This is a genomic window from Rothia nasimurium (assembly GCF_928391935.1).
GTDB classification, from domain to species: Bacteria; Actinomycetota; Actinomycetes; order Actinomycetales; family Micrococcaceae; genus Rothia; species Rothia nasimurium_D.
The window spans coordinates 48,607-74,601 of the sequence record NZ_CAKMTD010000005.1 but is presented as its reverse complement, the minus strand read 5'-3'; the positions used below and the strand labels follow the sequence as shown (position 1 = coordinate 74,601).

Annotated in this window: 19 protein-coding genes and 1 CRISPR repeat array; of the genes, 3 read left to right on the top strand and 16 right to left on the bottom strand. The window is 58.2% G+C overall.

Going from position 1 to position 25,995, the window contains the following annotated elements; translation table 11 throughout:
- Positions 1-96: 96 nt before the first annotated feature.
- The 12 genes from L7A15_RS06865 to L7A15_RS06810 all read right to left on the bottom strand — a co-directional run bounded on the left by L7A15_RS06865 (position 97) and on the right by L7A15_RS06810 (position 16,821).
- Positions 97-975, bottom strand: a complete 879-nt coding sequence (locus L7A15_RS06865; RefSeq protein WP_237209065.1) for an NlpC/P60 family protein — start codon at positions 973-975, stop codon at positions 97-99.
- A gap of 366 nt (positions 976-1,341) precedes the next feature.
- Complete coding sequence (locus L7A15_RS06860) at positions 1,342-2,475, bottom strand: pirin family protein (protein WP_237212383.1); 1,134 nt, start codon at positions 2,473-2,475, stop codon at positions 1,342-1,344.
- A 140-nt stretch (positions 2,476-2,615) separates the two neighbouring features.
- A CRISPR array of direct repeats spans positions 2,616-5,328; the repeat unit is 29 nt; unit sequence GGGCTCATCCCCGCGCATGCGGGGAGCAC.
- A 78-nt stretch (positions 5,329-5,406) separates the two neighbouring features.
- Positions 5,407-5,757 carry a type I-E CRISPR-associated endoribonuclease Cas2e gene (gene cas2e, locus L7A15_RS06855; RefSeq protein WP_237201597.1) on the bottom strand — a complete coding sequence of 117 codons (351 nt, stop codon included), beginning with the start codon at positions 5,755-5,757 and terminating at the stop codon, positions 5,407-5,409.
- Between the two features lie 11 nt (positions 5,758-5,768).
- Positions 5,769-6,710, bottom strand: coding sequence for a type I-E CRISPR-associated endonuclease Cas1e (gene cas1e, locus L7A15_RS06850; protein WP_237201567.1), 942 nt, complete (start codon positions 6,708-6,710; stop codon positions 5,769-5,771).
- Positions 6,707-7,393 carry a type I-E CRISPR-associated protein Cas6/Cse3/CasE gene (gene cas6e / locus L7A15_RS06845; protein ID WP_237208502.1) on the bottom strand — a complete coding sequence of 229 codons (687 nt, stop codon included), beginning with the start codon at positions 7,391-7,393 and terminating at the stop codon, positions 6,707-6,709. Before cas6e ends, cas1e begins: the two co-directional genes overlap by 4 nt.
- Positions 7,390-8,082, bottom strand: coding sequence for a type I-E CRISPR-associated protein Cas5/CasD (gene cas5e, locus L7A15_RS06840; RefSeq protein ID WP_237208501.1), 693 nt, complete (start codon positions 8,080-8,082; stop codon positions 7,390-7,392). Before cas5e ends, cas6e begins: the two co-directional genes overlap by 4 nt.
- Before the next feature lie 4 nt (positions 8,083-8,086).
- Positions 8,087-9,205 (bottom strand): type I-E CRISPR-associated protein Cas7/Cse4/CasC, encoded by a 1,119-nt coding sequence (gene cas7e / locus L7A15_RS06835; RefSeq protein ID WP_237208500.1) that lies wholly within the window; start codon positions 9,203-9,205, stop codon positions 8,087-8,089.
- 21 nt (positions 9,206-9,226) lie between these two features.
- Complete coding sequence (gene casB / locus L7A15_RS06830; RefSeq protein WP_237208499.1) at positions 9,227-9,859, bottom strand: type I-E CRISPR-associated protein Cse2/CasB; 633 nt, start codon at positions 9,857-9,859, stop codon at positions 9,227-9,229.
- Between the two features lie 11 nt (positions 9,860-9,870).
- On the bottom strand, positions 9,871-11,529 hold the full coding sequence (gene casA, locus L7A15_RS06825; RefSeq protein ID WP_237208498.1) for a type I-E CRISPR-associated protein Cse1/CasA: 1,659 nt from the start codon (positions 11,527-11,529) through the stop codon (positions 9,871-9,873).
- On the bottom strand, positions 11,510-14,398 hold the full coding sequence (cas3, locus tag L7A15_RS06820) for a CRISPR-associated helicase Cas3' (protein ID WP_237208497.1): 2,889 nt from the start codon (positions 14,396-14,398) through the stop codon (positions 11,510-11,512). The genes casA and cas3 overlap by 20 nt, the downstream gene beginning before the upstream one ends.
- Positions 14,399-14,799: 401 nt before the next feature.
- On the bottom strand, positions 14,800-15,303 hold the full coding sequence (locus tag L7A15_RS06815; protein ID WP_237208496.1) for a CoA-binding protein: 504 nt from the start codon (positions 15,301-15,303) through the stop codon (positions 14,800-14,802).
- Between the two features lie 3 nt (positions 15,304-15,306).
- A complete protein-coding gene (locus tag L7A15_RS06810) occupies positions 15,307-16,821 on the bottom strand; it encodes an O-acetylhomoserine aminocarboxypropyltransferase/cysteine synthase family protein (RefSeq protein ID WP_237208495.1) in 1,515 nt (504 codons plus the stop codon).
- 369 nt (positions 16,822-17,190) lie between these two features.
- Here L7A15_RS06810 and L7A15_RS06805 point away from each other — a divergent pair, with 369 nt between their 5' ends.
- A complete protein-coding gene (locus L7A15_RS06805; RefSeq protein ID WP_237208494.1) occupies positions 17,191-17,817 on the top strand; it encodes a DedA family protein in 627 nt (208 codons plus the stop codon).
- A 96-nt stretch (positions 17,818-17,913) separates the two neighbouring features.
- Here the strand turns inward: L7A15_RS06805 and L7A15_RS06800 are convergent, their stop codons facing one another.
- The 3 genes from L7A15_RS06800 to L7A15_RS06790 form a co-directional block, all read right to left on the bottom strand.
- Positions 17,914-19,119, bottom strand: coding sequence for an RNase H family protein (locus tag L7A15_RS06800; RefSeq protein ID WP_237212382.1), 1,206 nt, complete (start codon positions 19,117-19,119; stop codon positions 17,914-17,916).
- 196 nt (positions 19,120-19,315) lie between these two features.
- Positions 19,316-21,154: a dihydroxy-acid dehydratase gene (gene ilvD, locus L7A15_RS06795; protein ID WP_237212381.1), complete on the bottom strand. Its 1,839-nt coding sequence runs from the start codon at positions 21,152-21,154 to the stop codon at positions 19,316-19,318.
- A 179-nt stretch (positions 21,155-21,333) separates the two neighbouring features.
- On the bottom strand, positions 21,334-22,143 hold the full coding sequence (locus tag L7A15_RS06790) for a methyltransferase domain-containing protein (RefSeq protein WP_237212380.1): 810 nt from the start codon (positions 22,141-22,143) through the stop codon (positions 21,334-21,336).
- 535 nt (positions 22,144-22,678) lie between these two features.
- Between L7A15_RS06790 and treR the strand changes: the two genes are divergently transcribed.
- Both treR and L7A15_RS06780 read left to right on the top strand, forming a co-directional pair.
- Positions 22,679-23,413 (top strand): trehalose operon repressor, encoded by a 735-nt coding sequence (gene treR, locus L7A15_RS06785; protein ID WP_237189241.1) that lies wholly within the window; start codon positions 22,679-22,681, stop codon positions 23,411-23,413.
- A gap of 187 nt (positions 23,414-23,600) precedes the next feature.
- Positions 23,601-25,259 carry an alpha,alpha-phosphotrehalase gene (locus L7A15_RS06780; RefSeq protein WP_237208490.1) on the top strand — a complete coding sequence of 553 codons (1,659 nt, stop codon included), beginning with the start codon at positions 23,601-23,603 and terminating at the stop codon, positions 25,257-25,259.
- Between the two features lie 91 nt (positions 25,260-25,350).
- Here the strand turns inward: L7A15_RS06780 and L7A15_RS06775 are convergent, their stop codons facing one another.
- The gene (locus L7A15_RS06775; RefSeq protein WP_237201519.1) at positions 25,351-25,881 is read right to left on the bottom strand and encodes a TetR/AcrR family transcriptional regulator; all 531 of its coding nucleotides are present in this window, start codon (positions 25,879-25,881) and stop codon (positions 25,351-25,353) included.
- Positions 25,882-25,995: the final 114 nt, after the last annotated feature.

Below are 25,995 nucleotides of genomic sequence, written 5' to 3'. Positions count from 1 at the left end.
ATACCGGGGACTATCGCCAAGCCCACAAACAGAAAGCCCCGCTCCCTGGTGAGGGAGCGGGGTTTTTCTCAAGAAAAGACGCTGTTGGCGGTTGCCTTAGCTGTTGTAGCCAGCGGGTGATACGAAGATCGGTGCGGACGCGGTGGGCAGGTTCACCGAGAAGATGGAGGTGCCAATGCCGTTCCAGCCGCCGTGAACAGCCTGGCCGTTGCCAATGTAAACGGCGATGTGCTGCTGACCGAAGCCGTTGGACTGGTAAAGAACCAGGTCGCCGGGCTGGGGGTTGGAGGTTACGGTACCCAGGGCCATGTAGTTCATGGGCCAGCCGTGGAAGTTGATGCCAGCGGCGCGCAGGGAGTTGGTTGCCAGCATGGTGCAGTCGGTCTGAGCGTTGACGGCTGCAGCAGCCAGGGCGGCAGCTACGACGGCGTCGCGCTTGGCCTGGTTGGTGGCAACGGAGAGGGTGGGCTCTGCGGTTGCGGCGGGGGCAGGAGCTGCGGTTTCGACGGGTGCCGGGGCGGGCTCAGCAACAGGAGCGGGGGCAGGCTCAGCTACGGGGGCTACCTCAACAGGAGCGGGAGCGGGCTCTTCAACCGGGGCGGGGGCAGGTGCTGCTTCGATGACCTCTACGGTCTCTGCCTGGGTGGTGACGTTGGTTTCTTCAACGGGGGCCTCGGGGGCGGGGGCAGCTTCTTCAGCAGGAGCTTCTACCGGTGCTTCTTCAACGGGAGCTTCTTCAACTGCGGGGGTTGATTCAACGGGGGCAGCGGGGGCTACAACGTAAGCGGGAACGCCCCAGCTTACAACCTTGCTGGTCGCTTCTACGGCGAATGCCTGGAGGGCGGGGGCAGCGATGATGGAGTTGCTGTCTACGGTGGTCTGGGGTGCTTCTGCCGCTGCGTTAGCGTTGGCTGCTACGAGTACTGCACCTGAGATCAGGACGCCTACCGCACCTACTGAGAGTGAACGACGCAATGTTGTACCTTTCGTCTCTTCTTGAGATTTTCGCAGCCGGGTTGCTGCTACTGCTGGGTGGCCCAGTGTGGGGGTTTTGGGCTCCCATGCTTCTTTCCGAAGCTGATTGGACTCCGACAAGCTTATAACGATTTGGTAACGATGTATACCAAATCGTTACCAAAAGTTGGCTTTTGGGTGGCTGGGGCTGATTTCTTGAGGGTGTTGAGGCTCGATTTTTTCCCTGTTTTTACTGGTCAGACACTTATTAGACAAGACCCCTGACCTGTCTGCTCTTTTTAGAAGAAATTTGCGACACACAGGCAAACGGGTCACGGTTTCGCATCGAAATCGTGACCCGTTTGGCCTCTGAGGGGCGGCGGCGGTCTAGTCCCCTCGTTGTTTCAGGCGGGCGTTGGGCAGCTCGGGCGCCGGTATGACGGAGGTGCGCGGCTTTTCCTGGTATTCACCGGGTAGCAGGACGACCCCACCGAAGCGGGGTGCCGGGGCGGCGCCGTCCTGCCCCTCCCCCGGGCCTGCTGCCAGGGTGCCGTCGGCGACGATTGCCTGCCCCCGGGCGCCGCTGGGGGCGGTGGTGCCGTCGAAGGCCTGGGCTTGGGCATTCCAGGCGGCGCGGGCTTCGACGATATCTTCGTGGGTGCGGCCGATGAAGTTCCACCACATGGTGATTTTTTCGCCGAAGGGGGTGCCGCCGAGCAGGATGAGGCGGGTGTCGCCGATTGCCTCAAGGGTGAGTTCGGTGGTGCCGGGTTCGATGAAGAGCATTTCGTCGGCGGCTACCTGCTGACCCTTAATAAGGAGGGCACCGGTGTCGACCACGAACCCGTGCTCGTACTCGGGATTGAGGGTGAGGGTGATGGTGCGACGCGGGGCGTCGTCTGCCGGGGTCTTGTCGGCCTTTGGGTCGGAGCCGGGGGTGCCGACGAGGATTTCTGCGCCGAGCAGGGGCGAGAAGGTGGTGACGGGCGACGAGCCAGTGAGGGTCTGCCCGTCGACGCTTACGCCAAGTTCACCGAGGAAGACGCGGGTCTGCACCGGAGCCGGGGCGGACGCGTCCTGCCCGCTCCCCTGCCCGTCAAAGGTGAGGGCTTGGGGTACGAAGTTTTCGAAGGTGGGGGCGGTGTTGAGGTGGGTTTCGGGGAGGGCGATCCAGAGTTGAATGCCGTGCAGGACGGTGGTGTCTGGGGTGGAGTATTCGGAGTGGTTGATGCCGTAGCCGGCGGTCATGAGGTTGAGTTCGCCGGGGCGGACGTCGGCGACGGTGCCGAGGGAGTCGCGGTGTTCGACGGTGCCGGTGAAGATCCAGCTGGCGGTTTGCAGGCCGGTGTGGGGGTGCGGGGCGACGCGCATGCCGCCGGTGACGGCGACGTCGTCGGGGCCGTAGTGGTCGATGAAGCACCAGGCGCCGACCATGCGGCGGTCGCGGGAGGGCAGCAGGCGGCGCACGGTCATGGACCGCAGCCCGCCCAGGGGCACGGGGCGAGGCTCAATGAGTTTCATGGGTTTAGTCTACTGGAGAAAGGAGAAAATACTTTACTCGTGAAGTTTTTGGGTGGGGGTGTGCCGGGGCTGGAAGGCCCTATTTGTGTACAAACATGTGGGTAACACGCTGACCCACACGTTAAGAGCCAGAACGAAGAGGAATCATCCCCGCGCATGCGGGGAACACGGTGATTCTGCTGGGCGGATTCATCATTCTTGGGGCTCATCCCCGCGCATGCGGGGAACACAACCTGACTCAGCCTTACGGCACTTCTGGTTTGGGCTCATCCCCGCGCATGCGGGGAACACACCAGGCCACCTACGGTAGAGCCTTCACCGTCGGGCTCATCCCCGCGCATGCGAGGAACATGGAAGGTGGGGTCCGATGATTTCTTGGGCGAGGGGCTCATCCCCGCGCATGCGGGGAACACAGCGCCTCATCAAACGGGTAAACCCACTTCCCGGGCTCATCCCCGCGCATGCGGGGAGCACGTGATAGCACCGACCTTGCTAGAGGACATACGAGGCTCATCCCCGCGCATGCGGGGAGCACCGGCGCTCGCGGTCAACGGCGTCCATTTCGTTGGGCTCATCCCCGCGCATGCGGGGAGCACGGCCTTCCCAGATTTTGCCGATTCCTTCTTTTGGGCTCATCCCCGCGCATGCGGGGAGCACAGCGCCAAGTGGGCCAACGGTAACGGAAACTGGGGCTCATCCCCGCGCATGCGGGGAGCACGCCAAAGAAGCTGGCGACGCCATGGAGCGCGAAGGCTCATCCCCGCGCATGCGGGGAGCACCGGGCCCAACCATTAGCCGCCCGGCCTCAGAGGGGCTCATCCCCGCGCATGCGGGGAGCACCCTACCGGCTGACCCGGCGTGACTGGGTTGAAGGGCTCATCCCCGCGCATGCGGGGAGCACGCCGCCGAACTGGCCGCTACCGCCATGACCCAGGGCTCATCCCCGCGCATGCGGGGAGCACGGCCATATAGGGCATGAGGCCAAAGTCAATCAGGGCTCATCCCCGCGCATGCGGGGAGCACGAGCCGATAAGGGTGGCGAATTCGTTGTAGGAGGGCTCATCCCCGCGCATGCGGGGAGCACCTGCAGCCATAGTGGGGACCTCCCAGGTGATCGGGCTCATCCCCGCGCATGCGGGGAGCACGACGCGGTTATCCCAAAGATATGGGTCGAAGTGGGCTCATCCCCGCGCATGCGGGGAGCACTTGCCGACGGTCACGGTGAAGCTCTCGGTGCCAGGCTCATCCCCGCGCATGCGGGGAGCACCCTCAGACCCCAAGCGTTTTCGCTACAAGTATGGGCTCATCCCCGCGCATGCGGGGAGCACGTACTGTACCGGCGTTTGCGGTCGTTATCCGGGGGCTCATCCCCGCGCATGCGGGGAGCACCTGGAGGTGGAGGAGGTTGGGCCGTCGTTGCGGGGCTCATCCCCGCGCATGCGGGGAGCACTACTTCCCCCGCTCAGCCCACACATTCACCTGGGGCTCATCCCCGCGCATGCGGGGAGCACTGCGAGAAGCACCCTGCAAGAACTTACCGCCTGGGCTCATCCCCGCGCATGCGGGGAGCACCGATTGCGTCTGTCATTGTTATGTTGCTTTCAGGGCTCATCCCCGCGCATGCGGGGAGCACCTCAGGCCATGCAGAACTTCAATAATTCCCTGGGGCTCATCCCCGCGCATGCGGGGAGCACTCGAGGTTGGCCCCACGCCAGACTCCGGGCTCAGGCTCATCCCCGCGCATGCGGGGAGCACCACCGGCGAACGTCCCCTCCACGTCACATACCGGGCTCATCCCCGCGCATGCGGGGAGCACCCAGCCTTGATGAGCTTGTATGCCTGGGCGCCGGGCTCATCCCCGCGCATGCGGGGAGCACACTTCGGTGCGGAAGGTTATTCCGGTGAAGAAGGGCTCATCCCCGCGCATGCGGGGAGCACAAACGCCAAGAAGCCCGGCCTGACCCCTCCCGAGGCTCATCCCCGCGCATGCGGGGAGCACGGCTTCCTCGACGACCCCGCCAACCGTGGCACAGGCTCATCCCCGCGCATGCGGGGAGCACGATATCAGTTGAGACACAAGATTGTAGAGAAAAGGCTCATCCCCGCGCATGCGGGGAGCACCCGCCGATATCCCTTCAAAGCAGGTCTACACCGGGCTCATCCCCGCGCATGCGGGGAGCACGGCTGAAGAAGACCAGCTGCTGAACGGTGACGGGGCTCATCCCCGCGCATGCGGGGAGCACTGCTCGGTGGCTTCGTCTGTTTTCGTTTCTGTGGGCTCATCCCCGCGCATGCGGGGAGCACGCCACGGCTGCTCCGGCGGGGATAAACTCACCGGGCTCATCCCCGCGCATGCGGGGAGCACTGAGCTTCGCAGGTAGACCCGGTCTTCTACCCAGGCTCATCCCCGCGCATGCGGGGAGCACACCCCCGAACCGGCAAGGTACAGGTGCGCGTCAGGCTCATCCCCGCGCATGCGGGGAGCACCCTCCGAGGCGCTCGAAGCTTGCCTTGACCCTGGGCTCATCCCCGCGCATGCGGGGAGCACGGCGGTTGATTCTTCTAACGATGTTCTGGACGGGGCTCATCCCCGCGCATGCGGGGAGCACTTCCACAGCCAGGTGAAGATCGGCGCCAAAACGGGCTCATCCCCGCGCATGCGGGGAGCACCCTTGGGGTGTCCCGGCGCGGGCGGCGTAGCCGGGCTCATCCCCGCGCATGCGGGGAGCACGCTTAGTCGTGCCTGTTCCGAAGCATTGGACGGGGCTCATCCCCGCGCATGCGGGGAGCACCTTATCAAGAGCTTTGGTGAAAAAGGCGCCAAAGGCTCATCCCCGCGCATGCGGGGAGCACACTTCCTGACAAGGTTATTTACCTGAGCCAAAGGTGAAATCCAATCGGAATAAGTGATTATCATCAGGAAATCATTGATTACATCTTAGACCGCCATGAGGGATTACGGCTACGCACTTGTGCTCTTGCTTTACTCCACCCTGTAGTACGCTTCGATTTCGCCTGAGAACCAGGTAAGGGTCTCATCATCAACGTTAACCCTTCCAGGTCGATAGGCTCCCAGTCATGTTTATGCACCTTGAACCGAAGACGCTGCTCGCTGTCCGATGAGTACACCAAAATTGCTCTACCACTTCCAGCGTACGAGCATGTGCGTTCCCAGAGCGCCTCGCGAACTTTTGCCGAGACGTTGCCTACAAATGTCCCAGGGCTAATCTCTAATAGCCACCGTGTCAGGTCTCCACGTAGCCCTTCTGGGCACGCAGTCACAACTAAAACAATCAACTACCATCACCTGCATAGTTGATGCCTGCTTCTACTGTAGTTTTACCGGGCCCAGCCCAAAGTGAAAGCTCATCAATCTGCTCCCATTCAGTATCAATATCTGGAGCTAATAGCCGCGAAATATCACGAGCGCACCGGGCGAGTAGACGATGTGTAACCACAGCATCGCGAACAGCTCGGCGAACATCCGATGTGATGTTACTGCTGCCTGAAGCAACTACATCAAAAGCAGCCGGAATGGTGATCTCAGCTTTATACAAGTCAGCGATATCAAAGACAAAAGAGCGATCATGACCAGTATGAATAAAGCCCAGTCCTGGAGTACATCCCAACGCAACAATGACTGAATGTACCACCCCGTACAAAGCAGCATTAGCGGCGGTAAGGGCTTGGTTAATGGGGGAACCGTCCTCAAAGGCCCCCGGTATATAATCACGTTTACCCCAGGCAACACCAGTACGTTCAGAATGTTCCCGATAGATACGACGGACGCGAGCACCTTCCCTTCCACGGAGCTGTTGCATGGTAAGTTGCGAGACATCTTCGCCTGGGAAACGATAGGCATACATTTTCCGGGCAACATCAAGCCGTGAGCGCACGTTTGAAACGTGCTCAGCTTGGGCCTGCAACATACGGGAGCTCCGAGCTAGAGAGCTACCGTGAGCATAGAATCGGACGCCGTTCTCACCGCACCAGACTACGCTAGCTCCACAGTCACCCAAGAGAGTCATCGCAGCATTAGTTACACGGGTTCCGGGACCTAAGAGCAAGCACCCTAAAGTGGCTGCTGGAATGTGGATTACGCCTCTATCAGAAGTTGCGGTAACCGCGTTGGCGTCCCGGTGCACCGCACACCTCTCCAGATACACAAAAGATAATCTGTCGCTAACTCGCGCCAGCTCAGTTCTAGTAGGTGGCGGTGCACCGGGAATGCTCATGCCGCTACCCTCCTGAGCGTCATTAGGCCGCAACCGTAGGCTTTTCCTCGCCCAATTCCCTGAATTAAAGCAGACTTTAGGGACTCAGCGTCGGTAACTTTCAAGACTCCATCAAACTGTGCTTTTCGCAAAGTCACCTGTGCGCTTCTACCTCCCTGACGGGGGTCCTTCCGAGAAAATCGAAGGTCTTCTCGGTGAGTAACATCGACAGCAAAGCCTGTGAGACTCTGAGGAGCCTCTTTAATCTCGAAGCCAAAATCCGCAGACCGTTGGGTAAGCCAGTTGATCTGCTGTTCAGGGGTCACGTGTGGCAGAACTTTCCCTCTACTCCCGGGAGGAGTTGACTCCCGTTTGACAGGGTTAGCTTGCAGACGGAATCCCCATTCTTGCCCAACCATAAGTCGGTCAAGGAAAGTACCGTAGTGAATCGAGTTCCAGGTTTGTGAGACCCAGCCCGCTCTTTCAACGATATGGGTGAAATCTGGTTCCAGAGGGCTTACTACATACAGGGTATATTTGATGCCTTCTTGGTCCAAACGCCAAAGCACACGTTCCCCAGCTTCTTCAAGCGAACCTGGTGGGAAGGCCTGGAGTACAGCCTTATGCATAAGCTGACGGTTGCCTAGAAGCTTTCGTCCCTCACGTTTTTGGGGGTTGATAAGGATAGAACTGAACCAGGTCATAGGCCTCGCACCGCTTCCATAAAGGGGTCACTCATAGGTTGTCCTTCTTCATTATCAAACTCCACAGGCTCCGCCTCATACACGGTTCGCCAACTGTACTGTCGGTTTTCTTGGCTATAGCTCAGTGGAGTATCTCGTACCTGGTCGCCGTCTTCACCAGTACGGGCATCCCGGATAAGGGGCAGAAAGACCTTCTGGTCTCTGCGTTTTTTATGCCAGGACGCTGCTCCCCAAGGCTGTTTGCGGAGCGCCGTTTCTGCGTCATCTTCGCTGACGCATACGAAAAGATCAGCATTTGCAGGACAGTTACGGCGCCCCAGGTAAAGGGGGTACACAGGCTTCTGTACCGCTTCCGCGATGGTTTCGATGAGCACGTCAGGCCCTGACACAGCTGCTAGAAAGACCGCGTCAGACAGATAGTAACGGGTTGAGAGGTTAGGGGCTTTAGCACCTGGTTCGCGGGCTGTTTGATAGTCCCGTTCCAGGTTTCCTGGTTGGTCGATACGTACCGCAAACTCAAGCCCAGCAAGATCAGCGATATTATCGGTTCGTTGTCTGCCCTGAGCTGCAGCAAGCAAACCTAAAACTCCTGATTTGGTGGGTACGGTGTTAGTTGCACGGGTACGGTAGCGGCTATCTGATCCCCAGGATTGCAAAGGCCCTCTCAGTTTAAGAACCAGTGTTTTCATGGAGTTACTTACTTTCAGTGGCTTCCAGGGTTGCTGTGAGTTCATCCAGAAGCTGGGGCAGGTTAGTAACGGTACCCAAACCGTCAAGGGCCTTAGCCAGGTTAGGCAAAGCAACTACCCAAGATGCCTCGGGCTTATAACCGTACATAGCGTCTAGGGCTTGCGCCTCTTCTGCTAGTTTCTGAGCCGCCTGTAAGCGGTAACCAGCGTTTTCATTGGTAGCAGGCACTTCAAAGGCGTTGACTAAGCTGACAGGGCGATCCTTTCGGACGCTGACCACAATAGCTTCAGGTAAAGTACGGTTAGCAAAGGTATTCTGCTTGCCGGTAGGCATGGAAGTCAGGAAAGACTCCACAAAAGCCCGTGTTGCTTTAACTGCGACGTCACGATCACCAAGGTTCTTTGCCAAGCCATCGAGATTGACGGTGGCATAGCGGTAGAGGGTTGATGACATCATCTCAACAGTACCCAGCATTCCGGCACCAGTTTCATCGGCATCGCGAACCACATCATCGACTGCAGTGAAGAAGTCAAACTCAGGCTCTGCTCCAGCGACGCCTAATGCGTGGGCTACCTGGGCAGCCGCATCAACGTTATAGGCAGCGTCATCAGCGACCATGCGGCCAAAGAGGGCAATATCGACAGAGTTTTTATCGTCAAGGACCTTCTGGGCGTCCTTCTTAGCGATCTTTTCTCCGTCAGCATCAATAATTGCCTGGGCAGCAGCCTGAATCTGGTAGTTACTGAGGAAAAGCAGGTAGCCGGTTTCGAGGTGGCTTTCTTCGTCTTCGCCCTTCTTCTTGGAAGAGGGAGAAACCTTAATGCCAGCAGTTTTCAAAAGAGTCTCAGCCTCAGCGGTCGCGCGTGCCTCGTCCCAGCTCTCGTCAAGTTCCAGGATCTTGGACGCAATTTTCTGGACAACCCGCTTGGTACGTACGCCCATGAGTGCAGGGGTGAGAGTTTCTGCAAGGTCATGTCGCATGACATGCTTCCATGCCTGAGATGAAACACGCTGACGGGGAACACCGCCAAAAGTCGCTGTTTTGGGAGCGCCAGTGTCATCGCGGTTGATGTTGCTGGGAGGCAAGGTCTGTAGTGCGTGAATATCAATGAAGAGTGACATTAGAGATTTTCCTTTCGATGGTTAGTTTTTTGTGGGTGTTTGTTTCCAGAGGGCTGAAGCATAATCTCTGCCCCAACGAAGGATGACACCTTCACGTCGGCTAGGAGTATGCAGTGCCCAAAGATCGCTGGCTAGTTGAGCATAGTCAAGCGGGATCTCGTAGGTGTGCAAAAGGCTAATGAGAGATCGGAGATGGTAGCTGATGGCGGAAGGAGTTCGAGTGACCATAAGAGCATCCAGCCGGCTTTTAATAGATTTGCTTCCCGATAAAACTGTCAACTCAGCAACAGCTGTTCCTAGTGATTTCTTACCTACGAGGTGCATAGGACGACTTAAAGAACGTTGGTGTAATGCATATAGAGATAGAGCGGTGAAAGCTGCTCGCTCAGCGTTATTCGCTTCGTCCTTAGTACCGGTGTAGGCGAAATCAGGCAAAAGTGTATCCAAGGCATAGGACCATGCCAATGGGTCTTTTTCCGGAGTTTTTCCTGCTGCCTTTCGAAGCGTTGCTAGGGTCGCTCGATCGCCGCGTTCATACGCTGCCTGAAGCTTGTAAAGAGCAGTTGCTATCGAGTTGTAGAAACTCTGTTTTTCAGGCTGAGAAGATAACGGCATATCTTGGCCGGAGAAATCTTGTTGGGTTCCGGTATCCATAGTTTTCCTTTCTATGAGGCATTTTCATTAGCCGGTACTCTTTCAAGTGTTTTCTTGAGAGAGTTTCTAAGACGGTTAAAAGCTGTTGCGGTATTCAAAACTCGGGGCTTCTCAGAGCTTGTATCAAGCCTGCCGATCAGAGCCTTTGAACCTGCTCCCTGAGCTAACCTAATGGCTTCATCTCCGATAATTTTTTCAACGGTATCGCACCATGTGTTAAGTCTTTGAGCTAAGTCAGTATCGGGTGTGACGGTCAGGAGCCAGTCTTTGAATCTAGTTTCAAGTTTATTGAGGGCACTTTCAGTCGCTGAAGGAACGAAAGCGTACGTCCCACCTGCAGCTTCTGCCAAGAAACCGGCGAACTGGCCCAAGTTGATAGACGCCTCAACAGCTCGTCGGGCAGCCTGAACGATTCGGTCAGAGGACGGAGAATCTCTAGCTATCAGAGTGCGGAGCTTGAACGGAACGACCTCATGAATTGAATTGGTAATAATCGAAGATTGCGGGCCATACACAAACCCAATAAGTTCTACTCGGACTTCTTGGTCTGCGTTGATCAGACGATTTTCTTTTAGTACCTGTAGAGAGTGCAAGGTCGCTGGGATTCTGTCTGGTTCCCCGCCTTTTGGAATTTCTTGAAGTCGCTCATCAGCTAGGAGCGCTTCAATACCTTTCCAAAGGGTGCGTTCTTCAGGGTGGCTTTTAGCAAAAAATACCGGGGCTCCCTTCTTGGACTGGACCTTGCTGTAACGATAGCCGGTCATGGGGTCTGCAAACTGATTTCTGATTTCGATTTTGTCGCCATTGGTGACCAGCACGCCGGTGGCAACTTCCTCAACATCGTCCCAGAAAAGTCGGACGCGGCGGGATTGCCAGGTCAGTACATCGCAAGGCCCAGTCGGAAACTCGCTGGTGCGAGGAGCAGCGGTTGCAGGTTCCCTCTCCCAGACAGGGAGATCCCCATCTAGGTTCTCTTCGGTGAAGATAAAACTTGCGGGAGTATTAAGCAGAAGAGTTTGAGCAAGGTTGGATCCGTGAACAACGACTCCACCGGTGAAGCCAGCCCAGCCTGTTCCAATGGGATACCCTTTACCGCTCCCAGCTTTGACGCGGGGGTCGCCGATAGCACCAGGCTTAATACCTGAGTAGTCCCAAGCTTGAATTGAAATCAGCCAACGGGCGGCCTCTCCAGGAGAAAGAGCCTGAATTCCATTTCCAGCCCGCATGGTGAGGTAATCAGTCTCTGCTTCAGGGATGATGCGCTGGATAGGAGCATGTTCCCCCTTGGCAGTAGCCAAGTCAGCTACCTGCATAAAGGGAGCACGGTCATCGAGCAAGTCAAACCGGTCTCGGTATTGCGTCAGATAGTCAAATACAGGCTCAGAAATCACCTCAACTCCACCTTGCACAAGGTCTTCCCACCAGTCTAGGAAGTCCTCGCACTCCTGCACTTCTTCGGTGGCAGCGTGAGCCCTCCAGAAGATAGCAATAAGAATACGGAGTACAGCGTAATCCTGCTGGGGAGAGTCACCTGCCAAGCACTTAATATGCTCAAGTTCTTTAAACACTTCTGTAAGCGAAAGACAACGATGTGATCCATCAGCCATAAGGCATTGAACCCAGGGTTTGTCCACCAGGTTAAAGCTCAGTTCAGTTGCCGTTGAACTCATGGTTCTCCTTTCTATAGGTCGGTTTATTTAGGAGCTCTAAACCGAGTTCCTGACTGTATCGCAGCCGAAAACCGGCTAACTCAGTTTCAAAATTTTCATCAAGAGTTACTTGTAGAAGTCCCTTAAGCAAAGGCGACTTCTGCCAAGCCAAATCGGTTGCCTGTTCTAACTGGTCTAACACTTCATCGAGTAACCAGGGCCGTGATAACTGGTAGGGCAACCGCACCGTGCACTGAGCTAAGAGATAGGCTGTATCCGCATTAGGAGTGAACCCCACCGGCAAAGCCGGGGACTCGACGTCCTCAACCAACCAAGGCAGCGGAGCATAATACCCATCTCCCACCTTCTGCACGAGGACTACTTCAAGAGTAGGCTCAGTATCACGTACTTGAGCAGCGCCTTCCTCATCCGATAGATCGCCACTCTGAGCAGCCCATACTTCTGAGAATTCACGGACGCTCCGTGAAAGCTCCGCCCTGAAGCTTTCAGATTTCTTCCGTGCAGTTTCTAACTCACTCTCAAGCTGTTGCCGAGCACGCTGATAAGTGTCCTCCCAAGCTGGTAAGACATGAGGGCTGGAATAGACAGCCTCGACCAGAGAAGGAATCTCACTAGGAACTTCAAGGACTCTCTCCACGCCCACATGAAGTGAAAGCTCACTGCATGTAGGTAGCAAGAGTGCTGGCTGATAGACAGCATCCACACCAGGTGCAAAGACGGGGCTAGAGTTTTCTGTTGGGAGTTCCTGCATACCACGTACATATAGACGAGGCTGTTGAGCCCACTGCGGTCTATCTTCAGGCAAACGTTGGTGACGGTGTAGTCGTCCTAGTCTCTGCAGGATTAAATCAATTGGCGCAATATCTGTCACCATACAGTCAAAGTCTAAATCCAAAGATTGTTCAACCACCTGGGTTGCCACCACGATTCTGCGGTCAGGACGTCCCTGTCCTAGTGAAGCTCCGGGACCCAGTTCCTGTACCAGGTGGCTCTCCCGTTGAACACGTTCCACTGCCGTATAACGAGAGTGCAATAGATAGGCATCATCCCCTACCTGCTGTTGGGCAAGCTGATAGGCAGCCTGAGCCCGGTCAACAGTGTTACAGATGACTAACAGACACCCTCCGTCCTCACGTACCTGCCCCATCAGCTGTTCGAGCGAAGCGTCATCATCAGCCATAGGTTCCACCGTGTAGGTGGTACTACGAGAGCTCCCCTCAACCTCGTACACGTCAATTGAATCAGCTGCCACCGCAGTAATAACGGGGTAAGCAATACCGGCCGAAGGAACAGCCTCAGCTGAAGTTCGCTTCCCTCTCAGCCCGGACTGGTACGCCGCAGCCAACTTAGCTTTGGTTTCATGGGGCAGAGTTGCCGAGAGCAGAACGACCGGAGCGCCGTAACTTCCCAGCCAGCGCAGGGCGGCCTCCATATAGTGATTCATATAAGCGCCGTAGGAGTGGACCTCATCAATAACTACGACTTTTCCTGCAAGACCAAGGTGACGCAGCATCAGATGTTTACTCTGCAGAGCCATCATGAGGACCTGATCCACGGTAGCCACAACCAGACTTGAAAGAATCCCCTGCTTACGGCCTCTGAACCACTGGTGGGCAATAATCTGGGAATGATTGTGAGTAGACCGCTGGTCCTCATCATCGAGGTTATAACGGGCGTATCGCCCCATAGAAGTGTAGAAAGGGTTAAGCTGATTCTTCGAATGCCCCAGATACATCGAGATCACCGGTGAATTATGCGACTGCTCTGCCCACTTTTTTATACGGGTAAAGAGGGCATCAGTAGTTGCCATAGTGGGAGCCCCAAAAAAGATGCCGCTACAACCATTAAGATGAGCTAGTTTTTCAGCAGCTACCAAAGCGGCTTCTGTTTTCCCTTCCCCCATAGGGGCTTCAATAATAAGCATAGAGGGCGGGTTCTCTAAGTTGAGCACTTCAATAACAGCTTCCTGCACTGGCCTGGGTGAGCTAGCTGCATCCCACAAAAATTTAGCAGCATAAATTTCTGCAGGTGTTCGGTAGGAAAAATCTTCAGGCTTCCAGCTTGGGGGGAGCCTGAGCTTGGAAGTAGCAGACTCAAAACGCACACTCTGGTCACCTGGTTCAAAGAGACCCAGCGGGAAATAATTAGCGTTGGATGCAATCCAGTCCGCCATAATGACCACGCCTGTCAGAATCATTTTGGCATTGTCTTTGAGCTTGGTGCGCTGGCTTAACAGCTGGATAATTGCCGGTTCAGCCTGGGTGAGCTCAAGAATTTTACCCAGAAGCTCGTTATGGACTTCTGTCCACCCACTCGACAGATTATCGACTTCGCGCTTTGCATTTTTGCGATGGTCACTACCTGCGGGGAGACCATGGTGGGCCCCTAAAATTTGACCTAGATGGGATAAGGTGCGGTAGCTGCTCTGACCAAATTTTTCATCGAAGAACCGAGTCAAAATAATGTAGCTCGCTGCAGAGTGTGGGGACCATTGGTCTGAAGGTACTGCAGAAGGCAAGTTCAAACCCGTTGCCCGTATCTGGTCAGCCAGGAAGCTGTAGCGAGATGACTCGTTGAGCTGACTCGCAAAAGATTGACTAGCTTTGCCTATGTCATGGGATCCGCACAGAAAAGCTACTAACTGTTGGCAATCTTCGCTCGATAAAGCAAGCTGGCCTTGAATGAACCTACGGTGATTTTCTGAGAGGTAGTGACTCCATAGGTAAGCCCCAACCTGGGCAGAATCCATCATGTGCTGGGGGAGGTTAAGCCAATCAGTGCTCTGATCGTCAGACCGGTCAGTCTTGGCCCATAGACTAGCGGCTTGTGGGCTCCAAATAGGGAAATCATCGGTGAAAAGTTGCTTCATCGTCAACCTTCTTCGCATGGTTACATCAGTTTAGGAGTGTCTCTTAGTGCCTAGTAAACACCTTCAAGATTTTTATGTCAACTAGTATATGTGAGAAAATTTTTAGTATCTAGAACCATGTGAAAAGCCCCCCGGCAGTCAAAGCCAGGGGGCAGCCTCATCGACACGAGGAATAGGTACTTGATGCACATCTACTAGGGCTCATCTCCAAACTTCTTTGAAGATCAGTCTCATGAAGCCCTCATCCTATTTCACCAGCTTTTTCGTGAAGGTGCTACCTACTGGCGCAACTGCAGACGGCCCTGTTCCTTACCTCTACCTCTCCAGAAAAGACCATTTAAATCAAAAATGACCACCTAGTTCGTGGTCATTTCTGATTTAGATGGTACCTACCCCTGAGGCTAGGCCAGGACCTGCCGCTTGGACGAAATCACGCCCGTCACGAAGCCTGCCAGGTGCAGGCCGCCGTGGAAGCGGGCGTGCTCAATCTTCACGCACCGGTCCATCACCACGTTCAGCCCGGCGTCCTCACCCAGACGCGCAGCCTCCTCATTCCAGGAGCCCAACTGCATCCACACCGTCTTCGCGCCCACCGCAATGGCCTCCTGCACCACACCGGGCAAATCCTCGTTGCGGCGGAAAATCTCCACCAGGTCAGGAGCCACCGGCAGATCAGCCAGCGACGCATACACCTTCTGCCCCAGCACCTCCTTACCCTTAGCCGCCAAAATCGGGTTCACAAAATACAGGGTGTAAGGGCTCGACGACTGCAAATAGGTCGCCACAAAATAGGAAGAGCGCGAAATCTTGTCAGACATACCCACAATCGCAATGGACTTAGTCTCGTGCAGAATCTTCAGTCGCTCCGGTGCGCCGGGGCCTTCCCAGGTACGAATCTCAGTCACGGCTTAGGCCTCCTTCTTAGGTGCAGGGATCTCGCAGGCAGGCGCGGACGCCGGGGCGGACGTCCCAGCCCCCTCCCGCGCGGCGCGTTCGGCGGCGTGGGCGGCAGCGTCCGCCTCCAGGGCAGCCTTCTGGGCAGCCGCCTCAGCCTCGGCAGCCTCACGGCGGGCCACCAGCTCATCAGCGCTAGCAACACCAACGACCTCACCGGCATGGTTGCGGCCAGAAGCAATGGTCAGGGCCTGGTCCAAATCCCAGATGATATCGACGGCATCTTCCAGACCCACCGAAATACGAATCAAGTCCTCGCCCACGCCACCGGCAGCCAGCTGCTCAGCGGTCAGCTGCTGGTGGGTAGTTGAAGCCGGGTGCAGAATCAGGGTGCGGGCATCACCAATGTTCGCCAGGTGGGAGGCCAGCTGCAGGTTCTTGATAAACTCGGCGCCCACGTCGCGTCCGCCCGCCTTCTCAGTGCCGGCAACGCCGAAGGAGAAGACCGACCCAACACCCAGCGGCAGCAGCTTCTGCGCCCGCTCATAGTGGGGATGCTCCGGCAGGCCCGCATAGTTAACGTAGGAGATACGGGCGTCCTCGTTCAGCCAGGCCACAACCTCCTTGGCGTTGGCCAGGTGGGCGTCCATGCGCTGGGGCAGAGTCTCAACACCCTGCAACAGGTTGAAAGCCGCCTGGGCTGAGAGGGAAGGGCCGAAGTCACGCAGCTGCTCCGAACGCAGCTTGGTGAGGAAGCCGTACTCACCGAAGTTACCCCACCAGGAAATATTGTTGTAGGAGGGAATCGGCTCGGTCATGGTGGGGAACTTGCCGTTGCCCCAATTGAAACGACCCGACTCAACGACCACGCCGCCCAGGGTAGTGCCGTGGCCGCCCAGGAACTTGGTCACCGAGTGAATCACGATGTCAGCGCCATGTTCGATGGGGCGAATCAGGTAGGGGGTAGAAAGGGTGGCGTCCACAACCAGGGGGATGTCGTTCTCGTGGGCCACACGGGCCAGGCCCTCAAGGTCAGCAACCTGGCCCGAGGGGTTAGCCACGATCTCAGTGTAGATAGCCTTAGTTTCAGGACGGATCGCAGCGGCGTAATCAGCCGGGTCGGTACCGTCCACAAAGGTAGTGTCGATACCGAACCGGCGCAGGGAAACGTCCAGCTGGGTAATAGTGCCGCCGTAGAGGTTGGACGAAGCAACAATATGGTCCCCAGCCTGGCAGAGTGCCGCAAAAGTAATGAACTCAGCGGCCATACCCGAAGCGGTCGCCACCGCACCGATACCGCCTTCCAGCGAAGCGATACGCTCTTCCAGCGCCGCCACAGTGGGGTTACCCAGACGGGAGTAGATGTTGCCGTACTTCTGCAGGGCAAAAAGGTTGGCGGCGTCGTCCGCGTCCTTAAAAACAAAGGAGGTGGACTGGTAAATCGGAACCGCACGAGCACCGTGCTCAGCGTCGGGGGTACCGCCCGCGTGCAGGGCGCGGGTGCGGAAGCCAAAAGTATGTTCGGCCATGAAAGCTCCTTGAGGTAGGTAGGTCTTCTCTATCTTCCATAGTCGCCCATGCCCAGGGGAGGGCGGTAACTTATTTCACCGTGTGAACAGGTTACGCAGAGTTACCGGGGCAGCCTGCAGGTCAGGACGCGAGCGCCCCACTCCCCTCCCCTCCCTGACAGGGCCAGTGTCCACCAAACTCGCGTAAGGTCCATCCCACGCGTAAGCACCGCGCGATTCTAGTAGACACTCACCTGCCCCGCCCAACGTGACCAAAACCCACAGCCCGCACACATCTTAGACCATAGTCAAATACAGGGTTCTAAGAGAGAATAGAGGGAGTTTTGTCACCGGGCCGTTGCCCACATTCATACAGAAGAAAGGGCACTCGTGCTCCAGAACATTATCGACTGGGTTATCTCAATCATGGAGGCCATCGGCTCACCCGGTGTTGGCCTGGCTGTTTTCCTTGAGAACGTCTTCCCGCCGATTCCCTCAGAGGTCATTCTGCCCCTGGCTGGCTTCACCGCCTCGCAGGGCTCCATGAACGTTATCGCCGCCTTTATCTGGGCGACCGTTGGCTCCCTGGCTGGCGCCTACTTCCTCTACTACCTGGGTGCCGCTGTTGGGGCTGACCGCCTGCGTAAGGTGGCTGCCTGGATGTGGCTGGTGAAGGTTGAGGACGTCGACGCCGCCCTGGCCTGGTTCGACAAGTACGGCAAGGCCTCCATCCTGATCGGCCGCGTTATCCCCGGTATTCGCTCCCTGATCTCGATTCCTGCGGGTATTGACCGTATGAATCCGGTGTCTTTTGGCCTTTACACCCTGCTGGGTTCGTCGATTTGGAATGCCCTGCTGATTTACTGTGGTTGGGTTCTGGGCGAGAACTGGCACGCTGTTGAGGGCGTTATCGACCAGTATTCCAAGGTTGTGTACGTTATCGTGGCGCTGGCCCTGGTTGCTGTTTTTGTGTGGCTGCTGCGCCGGGCCCGTCAGGAGAAGCAGGACGTCGCTTAGCGGAACGCCCCCGGTAGTAGGTACCACTTAAATCAGAAAAACCCACCAGTCAGGTGGGTTTTTCCGTTTTAAATGGTACCTAGGGCAAGGAACCTGCTACTTCCACAGGCGGTTGCGGGCGTGGACCACCGACGGGCGGATCTGAATCCAGTCCTCACAGGGCAGCCGCAGAGCCTTCTCACACCCAGACAGGGCCGTAATAATCGCTTCGCACCGCTGGTTGAACTCGGAGACATGCCCCTTATCCACAATCTGCCCGGGGAAGTGCCGGTGCATCTTCGACACCGAATCCGACGACTCCTGCAACCCATGCCCGGTATGCCCCGGAATGTGCTTGACCAGCACCCGGCGTTCCCGAATGGCCTCAGTCAGCCGCTCCATCTCGTCCAGAACCTGCTGGTTCTGCACACCCTCGGTAGCCCAGGTGTTATACACCCAGCGGTTATGGGCCAGGCGCAACACAAAGGTCAGTGCCCCCAGCGAATCGGTATGAATAATCAGCTGGCGGCCACCATGATAGAAGATATTAAAGGCAGCCAGCATGGCCGAGAGCTCCCCGGTCATAATGTTGGTGGCGTCGTAGTGGGCGTGGAAGAAGAAGCCGTCCTCGCTCACCCCGCCGATGCCCATGCGTCCGCCCTTTAAATACTTCTTATTGTTCGTTGACCTGTACGAACAGTCAGTAAAGACGCTGTACTCCACCAGCTTCTCCACCGGCAGCTGGGCCGTGTTCTGCTCAAGCTCCCGGTGGGCTAGGCGCGAAGCCTCGTCCATAAAATGCGGCATGACCTCCCCCGCCGGGGTGCCAATCAGCTTCACATGAATCTCCCCCAGCGAGTGCGACTCGTAAGGGTTCATCACCTTATCAATGGAACGGTACTCCAAAAAATCCCGGAAGGCCGTGAACTTGCGGAAGAGCAGCTTCAAATAGTGCTTGTCGGCTGCAACGGTAATGAGGTTGGTCTTGTAATCCTCTGGGATGACGTCCATGGCGGCCAGAATTGCCCGGCCGAGCATGTCGGTGTGGACGGTGTCGCACGGGTCCATGAGGCTGTGGGTCAGGGATTCGGCGATCGGCTCGCTCTCAATAATCTCGCGGTCCCCGTTTTCACGGGAGATAAAGACGAAGGAGCTCAGCCCCACGTGGCAGTCCCCGGCGACCTGCACCTGGTCCATGACCACGGCGATGACGGCCACGCCCTGCTCGGTGAATCCGGCCGGGTAGGAGCTGGTGTAGTCCGGCGGCTCCCAGGTTAATTCAGTTTTCTTGATATGTGCAGGCGTGATTTCCACATTATTCATCTCCTAGGGGTATCTCGTCTTTAGTACTTACTCCTTAAACCTATATCAACTTGCTGAGGGTTTGCCAACAGTTTTAGCGAGGAGATGACAGGGTGGGCCCGGCAGCTTTTAGCCCCGAAACGGGCGGACGCCCCGCCTCAGCGTGCGTAAGCCGGGGCGGGGCGTCCTAACCTAGGGGTAAAAAAGGGGGCGCGGTTTACTCGGGGACGATACGGACGGCGCCCTTGTCGGCGCTGGTGACCATGGAGGCGTAGGCCCGCAGGGCAGTGGAAACCTGACGTTCGCGCGGCTTGGTGGGCTTCCAGGGGGCCGGGCCCTTCTTGGCGCGACGCTCGGCCAGAACCTCGTCGGGCACATTCACGCGCAGGATGCGGTTATGAACATCGATCTCAATTTCGTCGCCATGCTCAATCAGACCCACAGCGCCACCGGCTGCTGCCTCGGGAGAGATGTGGCCGATGGAGATACCGGAGGTGCCGCCCGAGAAGCGTCCGTCGGTGATCAGGGCGCACTTCTTACCCAGGCCCAGGCCCTTGAGGTAGGAGGTGGGGTAGAGCATTTCCTGCATGCCGGGGCCGCCCTTGGGGCCCTCGTACTGAATGACGACGATGTCGCCTTCTTTCACGTTCTTCGACAGGATCTCGAAGACGGCCTCGTCCTGGGACTCGACCACAAAAGCCTTACCAACGAAGTGGAAGAGCTCTTCGTCGATACCGGCGCTCTTGATGATGGCGCCGTCTTCGGCGATGTTGCCGTAGAGAACGGCTAGGCCGCCGTCCTTGGTGTAGGCGTGCTCAACGGCGCGGATGCAGCCGTTTTCGGCGTCGGTTTCGTGGGACTCGTACTTGTTGGCGGTGGAGAAGGCCTGGGTGGTGCGGACGCCGCCGGGTGCAGCCAGGAAGAGCTCCTTGGCGGTGTCGGTGGCGGCGCCGGAGCGGATGTCCCAGTCAGAGAGCCACTGTTCCAGAGAGCCGGAGTGCACGGAGTGGACGTCGCGGTTCAGCAGACCGGCGCGGTCCAGCTCGCCGAGCAGGGCGGGAATACCGCCTGCGCGGTGCACATGCTCGATGTGGTACTTGGTGGAGTTGGGGGCCACCTTGGCCAGGCAGGGTACCTTGCGGGAAATCGCGTCGATGTCGCGCAGGGTGAAGTCAACGCCGGCTTCGTGGGCAATCGCCAGGATGTGCAGGACGGTGTTGGTGGAGCCGCCCATGGCGACGTCCAGGGCCATGGCGTTCTCGAAGGCTGCCTTGGTGGCGATGGAGCGGGGCAGGACGGACTCGTCGTCCTGGTCGTAGTAGCGCTTGGCCAGCTCAACAATCTTGGTGCCCGCTTCGAGGAAGAGCTGCTTGCGGGCAACCTGGGTGGCCAGGGTGGTGCCGTTACCGGGCAGGGCCAGGCCGATGGCCTCATTGAGGCAGTTCATGGAGTTAGCGGTGAACATACCGGCACAGGAGCCGCAGGTGGGGCAGGCATTCTTTTCGACCTGGGCCAGGGCGTCATCGCTGACGCTGTCGTCCACGGCCATGACCATAGCGTCTACCAGGTCAAGGCGGTGCTCCACCACACCCTCAATGCCTTCGCCGGATTCCATGGGGCCGCCGGAGACGAAAATGACGGGGATGTTCAGGCGCATAGCGGCCATGAGCATACCGGGGGTGATCTTGTCGCAGTTAGAGATGCAGACCAGGGCGTCGGCGCGGTGGGCGTTGACCATGTATTCAACCGAGTCGGCAATCAGGTCGCGGGAGGGCAGGGAGTAGAGCATACCGTCGTGGCCCATGGCGATGCCGTCGTCCACGGCGATGGTGTTGAATTCCTTGGCAACACCGCCCGCTTCACGGATAGCACCGGCAACCAGTTCCCCCATGTTCTTCAGGTGGACGTGGCCGGGTACGAACTGGGTGAAGGAGTTGGCGATAGCGATAATCGGCTTGCCGAAGTCGTCGTCGCCCATGCCGGTGGCACGCCAGAGGGCGCGGGCCCCAGCCATGTTCCTGCCGTGGGTTGATGTACGCGAGCGCAGTTCAGGCATGTGTAGCTCCCTTAAGTTGTGTGATTGTAGCTTTGAGTATCTAGTCTACGCCTCTAGGGGCCCCTGCCCCAGAGACGCCGGTGGGGTTCTCGCATACTGAAGATAGGTGCGGACGCCCCGCCCGCTTCCCCTGCTGCGGGGCAGGGGGCGGGTGGGGCGTCCGGCTGGGGTCTGGTGGTTTAGGCGGCGAGGGCCTGGGTGCCGATGTGGGTGGTGACGGCGAAGATCCGGCGAAAGGGCAGAATCGTGCCGACGCTGCTGGCAGGGTAGGCCTCGCGCAGGGCAGCGCGGTATCGGTCGGCGAAGCGGTCGCGGACGCCGTCAGGTAGGGCGGTGAGGACGGGCCGGGCCCCTGCCCCGGCCAGCCACTCGTAAACCGGGTCCTGGCCCTGGAGGACGTGCTGGTAGGTAGTTTCCCAGGCGTCTACGTCCCAGCCGTCGCCGGACAGGGCCTCAACGTAGGCCCCGGCGGGGGTGACCGAGTCGATGAGTTTGGTGCTGATGTAGGGGGCGAATTCGGGTTCTGCGGCAATCTCGCGCAGGAGGGCGTGGGTGGGGGCGAGGAAGTTCCCTGCCACCTGGAAGGCGAAGCTGCCGCCGTCGGCGAGGGCCTCGGCGATGCGGGGCATGAGGTCGATGTGGTTTTCGATCCAGTGGAAGACGGCGTTGGAGACGATCAGATCGGGGCGGATTCCGGTTTCTTCGACTTCAGCTAGCCAATCTTCGATGGTTTGGTGGCGGTATTCGACCAGGGGGTCGGTGTTGCTGGCGGTGGCGGCTTCGATCATGTCGGCGCTGCCGTCGATTCCGATGATGCGTGCCTGGGGCCAGCGGGCGCGGAGCAGGGCGGTGCCGTTTCCTGGCCCACAGCCCAGGTCTACAATCAGGGCGGGCTCTTGCTGGGGGACGCGGGCGAGCAGGTCAGCGAAGGGGCGGGTGCGTTCTGAGTTGTAGCGCAGGTACTGGGCGGGGTTCCAGGTGGTGTTCACTCGGGGTCGTTCCTTTCACGAACGGGGTGGGGGCGCAGGTGGTGGGCAGGACACTGGGGGTTCTGCCGGGTGCGCCCGGTGGTGACATCACTGTATGTCAGCTAGGTGGGCGGGAGGAAGCTTTTGTTTATGTGCCGTCACATGGGGTAACAGTGGGGTCTTTCTTCCCCGGGACGGACGGATGCGCGGTTCCGGGGTAGGGGGCAGGCTGGTTGCCTGCCCTGAGGCGGTGCTCCTTATCGTCCTTTTTCTCACCATGCGAACTTATCCGTGGGGTGGGGTGTTATCGCCTTTTTATTGGGTGCGTTTTGCGACACATTCTTTTTCTAGCCCAACTCAACAGCACCTTGTTTTTGCTAGTCAGAACCATATTTTTGGGGGCCGTGCAGAACTGCACCTGACCTGTCTAACGTGTGACCTTTTTTATTTAGTGTGTCTCTCGCAAACTTAATAAACGAACCCTAAACTATAGAAAACACGAATCACCGCGAGGCCCACTTTCACTCCTCGCGCCCGCTGACCTTAGGGGAACCACATGGGAAAGTTTGAACGCATTTACCACGACCTCGCCCGCGACATCGATGAAGGCAAGTACGGCGTCGGCGACCTCCTGCCCAGTGAAAAGAAACTGACCGAGAAGTACAACGTCTCCCGCGAAACCGCCCGCAAGGCCCTGGCTATCCTGACCGACCGCGGCTACATCCAGCGCATTATGGGTAAGGGCTCCCTGGTGATCGACCACAAGCGCTACTCCATCCCAGTCTCCTCCCTGGTGAGCTACAAGGAGTTCGCTGAATCTGCTAGCCGCGACACCCAGACCGAGCTGCTGGCCCTGGAGGACGCCCTCCTCCCCCACGTCCCCTTCCAAGCCCTTTCGGACGGCGACGTTGAGCAGGTGCCCGTCACCCATGTGATGCGCGTCCGCCACATGGATGGTTCACCGGCTATTGTCGATCACGACTACATCGTCAAGAGCATTGTGCCCGAGATTCCCCGTGAGGCCGCCCAGGACTCCCTCTACACCTACTTTGAGAAGACCCTGGGGCTGAATATCGCGTCTTCTGCCAAGCAGATCACCATCGAGCAGGCCACCCCGGATGACGCCAAGCACCTGAACCTGCACGCTGGCGAATACGTTGCCGTCACCACCTCAATTACTATGCTCGACAACGGCCAGGCCTTCCAGTACACCATCTCCCGCCACCGGGCTGACAAGTTCCGCTACCTGGACTTCGCCCACCGCCGCCAGGAAATTCCGGTTTCTGAATAAAGTTCCAGTTACCCGCCAACAGGCAGACAAGCACTTGTTAGACAAGTAAGGTTGAGGACGTAGCCACCCACCCGGGTGGGTACGTCCTCTTTCGTTTCCCTGATGCACCGCCACCAGATGAACCCGGCCCCTGAGCCGACGCCGGGCACCGAGCCGGGCGGGCGCGTCCTTACCGCCGGAGCACCCCGTGAGCTTTCACCACAAGGTTATCTACCAGGTCTACCCCAAGTCTTTCCGTGACTCAACGGGCAACGGGGTGGGGGATCTGCGGGGCATTATCGAGAAGGTCCCCTACATCGCCTCGCTGGGCGTGGACATGGTCTGGTTCAACCCCTTCTTTGTCTCCCCGCAGAACGATAACGGCTACGACATCGCCAACTACTACGAGGTAGACCCCATGATGGGCACCATGGCGGACGTCGAAGAGCTGATTGCTGCCCTGGGGCGCGAAGGCATTGGGGTCATGTTCGATATGGTGCTGAACCATGTCTCCACCGAGCACGAGTGGTTCCAGCGGGCCCTGGCCGGGGAGAAAGAATACCAGGACTTCTTCTACCTGCGCCCGGCACAGGAGGACGGCTCCCTGCCGACCAACTGGGAATCCAAGTTCGGCGGCCCAGCCTGGTCGAAGTTTGGCGACACCGACCTCTACTACATGCACCTCTACGACGTCACCCAGGCAGACCTCAACTGGCACAACCCTGCCGTGCGCGAAGAGCTCTTCAAGGTGGTTAACTTCTGGAAGGACAAGGGCGTTCGCGGCTTCCGCTTCGACGTGCTCAACGTAATCGGCAAGGCCGAGGACCTGCGCGACGCCGCCCCCGGCGAAAACGACAAGCTCATCTACACCGACACCGACCGCGTCCACACCTGGGTGCAGGAGCTCCACCGGGCCACCTTTGGCGATATTGAGGGGGCTGTTACCGTCGGGGAAATGTCGTCAACCACCATCGCCAACAGCGTCCGCTACACCAACCCGGCCCACCAGGAGCTTGACATGGTCTTCTCCTTCCACCATCTCAAGGTGGACTACGACGGGGCCGAAAAGTGGTCTGACGTGCCCTTCGACTTCATGGCCCTCAAGGGGCTGCTCACCGACTGGGCGGTTGGCATCCAGGACGGGGGCGGCTGGCAGGCGTCCTTCTGGAACAACCACGACCAGCCCCGCGCCCTCAACCGCTTTGGCGACGTCGAGCGCTACCGGGCCGAATCAGCCACCATGCTGGCTGCTGCCGTGCACCTGACCCGGGGCACCCCCTACATCTACCAGGGCGAAGAAATCGGCATGGTTGACCCGACCTACACCTCAATTGATGACTACGTTGATGTTGAGTCACACAACGCCTTTGCCCTGCTGCGCGAGCGCGGCTTGAGTGAGGCCGAGGCTTTCCGGGTGGTGGCGAAGAAGTCCCGTGATAATTCGCGGACGCCCATGCAATGGGATGCCTCGGAGTTCGCTGGGTTCTCGCAGGTGGAGCCCTGGTTGCGGCCGACCTCGCAGGCTGAGATTAATGTGGAGCAGGAAGAGGCGGAGGGCGTCATTCTGCCCTTTTACCGGGAGCTGGTGCGCCTGCGTCATGACATGCCCCTGATTGCCCTGGGCACCTATGAGCCTTTTGCCCGGGAGCATGAGAGCGTGTACGGGTTTGTGCGGGAGCATGAGGGCCAGCGCCTGCTGGTGCTCTGCAATTTTTACGGTGAGGACGCCGCCGTGCAGCTCCCTGCGGAGTTTGCAGCGGGGTCGGTGCTCCTGTGTAATTACAAGAATTCTTCTGCGCTGGACGCCGCTGACGCAGGCACCCTCACCCTGCGGCCCTACGAGGCGATAGCGGTGCTGGCTGGCTAACCCGTTCCAGACGCAACTGTAGCGCAAACCTTCAAATGTGTCGGCATTGCCGGAACATGTGAAGGTTTGCGCTACATGTGCATCAGCGCCACTAGCCCTTGAGCTGCTCTACCACCTCGAGCAGGGCGTCCATATCGCCACTGAGGGCCAGGTTGGGGCGGGACTCACTGCTGGCGACCGCCGCGTTGTAGTAGAGCCCGTCCCCCATCAGCAAGATAGCGCGAGCCACCGCGTCCGAGGGCACCTCGGCCCGAATCATCTCAAACCAGCGCCCCTGAATCCTGTCATAGACCCCGGCAACCTTCTCGGCGGCGTCCTGACGCAGACGCGACGCGGCCACAAACACCCGGTCAAAAGGGGTGTCCTGGTACATGGAGGTACGCACATAGTAGGCGCAGGCCCCGGCAGGATCATTCGCCATGGCCTCAAAATCCCGCTCAGCCAGCGCCCAGGCCCGCGCCAAGAGCCCATCGACCAGGGCAGTCTTATCGGGGAAGTGATAAAGCAGGCCCCCCTTCGAGACCCCGGCGCGGGTAGCAATAGCGTTCATGGACGCCGCCCGCTCCCCCTCTTCAATAAGCAGGGCTTCATAGGCGTCAAGGATTTTTTCGCGAGAACTCATAGTGCCTACCCTACCGACTCCCCACTTGAAAACAAAACCGTCCAGACGGTACAGTATGGAATGTGCCCACAGGCACCCAGCTACCGATGAGCGACCAAGCGCACCACCAGCGTC

Coding starts and splice junctions, on each gene's coding strand:
- cas6e (WP_237208502.1), bottom strand. CDS start 7,393: ATGACCTGGTTCAGTTCTATCCTTATCAACCCCCAAAAACGTGAGGGA.
- casA (WP_237208498.1), bottom strand. CDS start 11,529: ATGAGTTCAACGGCAACTGAACTGAGCTTTAACCTGGTGGACAAACCC.
- L7A15_RS06775 (WP_237201519.1), bottom strand. CDS start 25,881: ATGAGTTCTCGCGAAAAAATCCTTGACGCCTATGAAGCCCTGCTTATT.
- L7A15_RS06800 (WP_237212382.1), bottom strand. CDS start 19,119: ATGAATAATGTGGAAATCACGCCTGCACATATCAAGAAAACTGAATTA.
- ilvD (WP_237212381.1), bottom strand. CDS start 21,154: ATGCCTGAACTGCGCTCGCGTACATCAACCCACGGCAGGAACATGGCT.
- cas5e (WP_237208501.1), bottom strand. CDS start 8,082: ATGAAAACACTGGTTCTTAAACTGAGAGGGCCTTTGCAATCCTGGGGA.
- L7A15_RS06810 (WP_237208495.1), bottom strand. CDS start 16,821: ATGGCCGAACATACTTTTGGCTTCCGCACCCGCGCCCTGCACGCGGGC.
- treR (WP_237189241.1), top strand. CDS start 22,679: ATGGGAAAGTTTGAACGCATTTACCACGACCTCGCCCGCGACATCGAT.
- cas7e (WP_237208500.1), bottom strand. CDS start 9,205: ATGTCACTCTTCATTGATATTCACGCACTACAGACCTTGCCTCCCAGC.
- casB (WP_237208499.1), bottom strand. CDS start 9,859: ATGGATACCGGAACCCAACAAGATTTCTCCGGCCAAGATATGCCGTTA.
- cas1e (WP_237201567.1), bottom strand. CDS start 6,710: ATGAGCATTCCCGGTGCACCGCCACCTACTAGAACTGAGCTGGCGCGA.
- cas3 (WP_237208497.1), bottom strand. CDS start 14,398: ATGAAGCAACTTTTCACCGATGATTTCCCTATTTGGAGCCCACAAGCC.
- L7A15_RS06860 (WP_237212383.1), bottom strand. CDS start 2,475: ATGAAACTCATTGAGCCTCGCCCCGTGCCCCTGGGCGGGCTGCGGTCC.